We start from the raw sequence: 378 nt of genomic DNA on the forward strand, positions 1-378 counted from the left end.
ATCGCACGCTGGGTGCCCGGCACCTACCAGTCGCTGGGTGCGGACGGCTTCGGCTTCGCCGACACCCGTGGCGCTGCCCGGCGCTTCTTCCACATCGACGCGCGGTCGATCGTGCTCGGGGTGCTGACCGAGCTGGCCAGGGAGGGGAAGGTGGACCGCTCCGCCCTCAAGCAGGCGATCGACCGCTACGACCTGCTCGAGGTGGCGTCGGCCGACCCGGGCACCGCCGGCGGCGACGCCTGAGTCCACCGCGCGGTGCGCATCTCAGTGCTCCCACACCTTGAACGCACGAGCCTTGTAGGGCAGCTCAGGCGTCCAGGAGCCGGACGGGTAGGTGTCGAACTCAGCCGTCTCCGCGCACTCCTCACTCTGGTAGAG

At 70.1% G+C, this 378-nt stretch carries 1 protein-coding gene; it reads left to right on the forward strand.

The features are described from left to right. The coding region (locus AB8Z75_RS35305) for a hypothetical protein (protein ID WP_369209249.1) at nt 1-243 on the forward strand (243 nt) is incomplete at its 5' end. Between the last annotated feature and the right edge of the window lie 135 nt (nt 244-378).

The sequence above is a fragment of the Streptomyces sp. PU-14G genome (genome assembly GCF_041028275.1).
In the GTDB taxonomy this organism is placed as follows: Bacteria; Actinomycetota; Actinomycetes; order Streptomycetales; family Streptomycetaceae; genus Streptomyces.